3 protein-coding genes are annotated in these 4,874 nt (G+C 64.6%); 1 reads left to right on the top strand and 2 read right to left on the bottom strand.

The genetic code is table 11. The features are described 5' to 3' along the window. Positions 1-328 precede the first annotated feature (328 nt). Positions 329-3,205: an EAL domain-containing protein gene (locus JQ574_RS34685; protein ID WP_192736891.1), complete on the bottom strand. Its 2,877-nt coding sequence runs from the start codon at positions 3,203-3,205 to the stop codon at positions 329-331. Positions 3,206-3,325: 120 nt separating this feature from the next. After that, positions 3,326-4,324 carry an NAD(P)H-quinone oxidoreductase gene (locus JQ574_RS34680; RefSeq protein WP_212215239.1) on the bottom strand — a complete coding sequence of 333 codons (999 nt, stop codon included), beginning with the start codon at positions 4,322-4,324 and terminating at the stop codon, positions 3,326-3,328. Between the two features lie 106 nt (positions 4,325-4,430). Here JQ574_RS34680 and JQ574_RS34675 point away from each other — a divergent pair, with 106 nt between their 5' ends. Continuing rightward, a complete protein-coding gene (locus tag JQ574_RS34675; RefSeq protein ID WP_192736889.1) occupies positions 4,431-4,622 on the top strand; it encodes a DUF1192 domain-containing protein in 192 nt (63 codons plus the stop codon). The last annotated feature ends 252 nt before the right edge of the window (positions 4,623-4,874 follow it).

Genomic DNA, 4,874 nt, shown 5'->3' with positions numbered 1-4,874 from the left:
TCACCATGAAGCACGGCCTCGAATACTTCCACGCCGCCGCCGCAGGATGGAGCCTCAGACATGTGTGCATGCCCTAGCGCGAAGGCGGGGACCCAGTATCCCAGAGACAGTAGTGATAGAACCGAGAAGCCGCAGCGTACTGGATCCCCGCCTGCGCGGGGATGACAGCGTTGTATGGGGCCGCACTGTCCCCGTCATTGCGAGCGCAGCGAAGCAATCCATGCCGCCGCGCGAAGAAGAATGGATTGCTTCGCTTTGCTCGCAATGACGTGGACGGGTCTGGACATACTGATTGCCGCCTTCGCGCAACCGACAGCGGCGTTACGGCTCAACTCGCCGCTTCGAGCCGCTCTTCCGTCAGCAGCCGCATCGCGGCGTCGGCGTCCATTGGCTCCCCGAAGGCAAAGCCTTGCGCGTATTCGCAGCCCAATTGGTAGAGCTCGACCGCGTCCGAATCGGTCTCGGCGCCCTCGGCGACCACGTCCATGCCGAGGTCGTGGGCGAGTGCGATGATCGATTTCAGGATCACCGGGCGGGTGCCGCGGCTGGTGGTGCGCACGAACGACTGGTCGATCTTGATGGTGTCGAACGGGAAGCGCTGCAGATAGGCCAGCGAGGAATGGCCGGTGCCGAAATCGTCGAGCGACAATCCGGTACCGAGCTCGCGGATCCGCGTCAGCATCTGCGCGGCGTGTTCCGGGTTCTCCATCACCAGCGACTCGGTCAGTTCGAGCTTCAGCGTGCCGCGCGCCACCGAGGAGCGCGACAGCACGGTGCGGATATCGTGGATCAGGTCGTGGCGCAGCAACTGACGCGAGGAGACGTTGACGCTGGCGAAGATCGGCTCGCGCGAGCGCATCGCGCGCTGCCACACCGCGAGCTGCTTTGCGGTCTGGTCCATCACGAACATGCCGAGGTCGACGATCAGGCCGATCTCCTCTGCAATAGAGATGAATTCCGACGGCGACATCCGACCGAGCTTGGGGTGATCCCAGCGGGCGAGGGCCTCGAAGCCGGCGATCGAGCGATCCTCCAGCCGCACGATCGGCTGGTAGAGGATCGTGATTTCCTGGCGCTCGATGGCGCGGCGCAATTCCGACTCCAGCGTCAGCCGGTCGGTCTTGCGGGCGCGCATCGCGGGCTTGTAGACGTCGATGCGGTCGCCGCCGATGCGCTTGGAATGATACATCGCGAGTTCAGCATCCTTGATGATCTCGTCGGACAGCTGCGTCTGCGGATCGCTCAAGGCGAGGCCGATCGACGCGGTCAGGAAGATCTCGCGGTCGTTGAAGGCGATCGGGGCGCGGATGGTCTTGCGGATGGTCTCGGCAAACGCGGTGATGCGCGCCGAATCCTGTTCCGACATCAGGATCAGGCCGAACTGGTCGCCGGCGAGCCGCGCCAGCGTATCCTGCGGCTTGAGAATCCGGGTCAGCCGCCGCGCCAGCGTCAGCAGGATGGAGTCGCCGACCGCGATGCCGACGGAATCGTTGACCTGCTTGAAGCGGTCGAGGTCGATCACCATCAGCGTCGGCCGCAGGTTCGGCATGGTCTTGGCGAAATTCGCCACCGCGCCGAGGCGGTCGATGAACAATTTGCGGTTCGGCAGGCCGGTGAGGTTGTCATGCACGCTGTCATGCAGCATGCGCTCCTCGGCGTTCTTCTGCTCGGTGACGTCGGTCAGCGTGCCGACGACGCGGGAAACCTCGCCGTCGGAGCCGACCACCGGGCGTGCTTTCAGCGCGAACCACATGAAGTGGCCGTCCGGGGTACGAAGCCGGAAATCCTGCACCAGCCGCCCGCGGCGCTGGTCGAGCACGCTGTCGAGCGCGGCGCGGAAACGGTCCTGATCGAGCGGATGCAGCACCTCGAGCCATTTGGCCGCCGGGCCTTCCAGCGTGCCGCGCTTGAGGCCGAGCAGGCTTTCGGTCTCGGGGCTGGTGAACACCTTGTCGGCGGAGACGTCCCAGTCCCAGATCAGATCGCCGGAACCGGTCAGGGCCAGCGCGCGGCGTTCGACGTCGGAGACCACGCCGGTCGTGGCGCCGCCGCCGGCGAAGGCGTGCTGCATGACCGTAAATCCGATCAGCATCACGATCAGCACGAGGCCGCCCAGCAGCGCCGGGCCGACGATGTCGTTGGTGACGTTTCCGGCCACCGCCATGCCGGCCGCGACCACCCAGACCACCAGCAGGAACCAGGTCGGGATCAACAGCACCGCGCGGTCAAAACCGTGCGTGGAGAGATAGACGATCAGCGCAAAACCGGCGAAGGCGATCATCACCAGCGACATGCGCGCGATGCCGGAAGCCACCGCGGGATCGAACAGCGCCAGCGCCACCAAGGATCCGAGGAAGGTGAGCCAGCCGACGGTGATGTGGGAATAGCGCACATGCCAGCGGCTGAGATTGAGATAGGCGAACAGGAACACCAGCAGCGTCGCCGCCAGAATGGCTTCGCCCGCCGCGCGCCAGACGCGCTCGGCGTTGTTCTGCATGTCCAGAACCTTGCCCCAGAAGCCGAAATCCACGCCGATATAGACCAGCACCGCCCAGGCCAGCGCGGCGGCGGCCGGGAACATGATGCTGCCCTTGACCACGAACAGGATGGTGAGCACGAGGGCCAGAAGGCCGGAGATCCCGATCACGATGCCCTGATAGAGCGTGAACGAGTTGACCTTGTCCTTGTAGGCGTCGGGTTCCCACAGATAGAGCTGCGGCAGCTTGTCGGTGCGCAGTTCCGCAACGAAGGTGACGACGGCGCCGGGATCGAGCGTGATGCGGAAGATGTCGGCGGTGGCGCTTTCCTGGCGCTCGGGCCGGTCGCCGGTCGAGGGCGTGATGGTGGCGATGCGCGACAGCCCGAGATCGGGCCACAACAGGCCCGACGACACGATGCGGTAATGCGGGGCAACGATCAGGCGGTCGAGCTGGTCGTCGGTGTTGTTGGCGAGCGCGAACACCACCCAGTTCTGGCCGCCTTCACGGGCGCGCACCTCGATGCGGCGGACGATGCCGTCGGTGCCGGGCGCGGTCGAAACCTGGATGCGGTCGGCATCGCTGCGCTGATGATCGAGCACCGCGGTAAGGTCGATCGCAGGCGCGTCGCTGCGGACGCTGACAGCGTCGATGGCGTGCGCCGGCAGCGCATACGCAACAATCATGAGGCCCAGCGCGAGCCGCGCAAGGCACCTGATCAGACGCAATGTAAGTACTCCGCGATCAACGATGTTCCCGGGCCAGCGAACAGCCCAAACGTTGCCGCGATAAATGACATGAAAGCGAAGGAAATCAAAGGGTTTCCGCCTTCGCTTCGGTCCGGAGCGTTAAACCTCCAACACAATTTTGCCAATATGTGCGCTGGTCTCCATCCGCCGGTGCGCGTCCGCAGCCTTTTCCAGCGGGAATGCGCTGTCCATCAGCGGCTTTACCCGTCCTTCGCGCATCAAGGGCATCACTTTGGCCTCGATCGCCGCGACCATCGCCGCCTTATCCGCATTAGTACGGGGGCGCAGGGTGGAGCCGGTGTGGGTCAGCCGCTTCACCATGACCTTTGCGATGTTGACGGTCACCTTGGGCCCGTTGAGTGTTGCGATCTGCACGATACGGCCATCGACGGCGGCGGCATCATAGTTTCGATCGACGTAGTCGCCGGCCACCATGTCGAGGATGACGTTGGCGCCCGCGCCATCGGTCGCGGTCTTGACCTCGGCGACGAAGTCCTCGGTCTTGTAGTTGATGGCGCGGTCGGCGCCGAGTTTCAGGCACGCATCGACCTTGTCCTTGCCGCCGACGGTGACGATCACCTTGGAACCAAAGGCCTTGGCGAGCTGGATCGCCATGGTGCCGATGCCGGACGAGCCGCCGTGGATCAACAGCGTTTCGCCGGGCTTCAGCGCGCCGCGCTCGAACACATTGTGCCAGACCGTCATCAGCGTTTCCGGAATGGCACCCGCTTCCTGCATCGACAGGACAGGCGGCACGCTCATCGCCTGCGCGTCTTGCGCGATGCAATATTGCGCGTAGCCGCCGCCGGCCACCAGCGACATCACCTTGTCGCCGAGCTTGTGCTTGCTCGCACCGGCGCCGAGCGCAACCACTTCGCCCGCGATTTCGAGGCCGGGCAGGTCGCTGGCGCCGGGCGGCGGCGGGTAGGCGCCGGAGCGCTGCGCGACGTCGGGACGGTTGACGCCGGCGGCGGCGACCTTGACCAGGATTTCGCCGGGGCCGGGAACGGGAACGCTGCGGGTTTCCGGCAACAGCACCTCGGGGCCGCCGGGCTTGCTGATGCCGACGACGGTCATTTGCGCGGGCAGCTTTTCCATGATTTGTCCTTGCGAAAATACGGGAATTTTGAAGGCGGCCCCTGATTAGCCAGCCGTCATGCGGCTGGCAACCGCCTCAAGGGGTCGTCAAGCACGGAGGAAACGCATGGCCATCGAGGATGACGACAAGCCAAGGAAGAAAATCACCCACGAGATCGGGCAGGATCTGTCGCTGCTGTCGGTCGAGGAATTGACCGAGCGCATCGCGCTGATGAATTCCGAGATCGAACGGCTGCAGGCGGCAATGGCCAAGAAGCGCGCGTCCAAGGATGCGGCGAACAGTTTTTTCAAGTCGTAGCGAATTCGACTCGCTCTCACCCCACGTCGTCCCGGACAAGTGAGCACAAGCGAACGCGATCTCAAATGCGCAATTGCGCATCGGGGGACCCATACGCCGTGGCCTCTCGTTCGGGCAAAGCGTTGGACGCCTTCCCTTAGTTACTTCGGCCGCGGCGTGGGTCCCCGCCTGCGCGCTAGGGCATGCACACATGTCTGAGGCTCCATCCTGCGGCGGCGGCGTGGAAGTATTCGAGGCCGTGCTTCATGGTGA

The organism is Bradyrhizobium sp. AUGA SZCCT0158 (genome assembly GCF_018130065.1).
Classification (GTDB): Bacteria; Pseudomonadota; Alphaproteobacteria; order Rhizobiales; family Xanthobacteraceae; genus Bradyrhizobium.
Note: the sequence above shows the minus strand (reverse complement) of the source record. Positions and strands in the feature narration are given on the sequence as shown.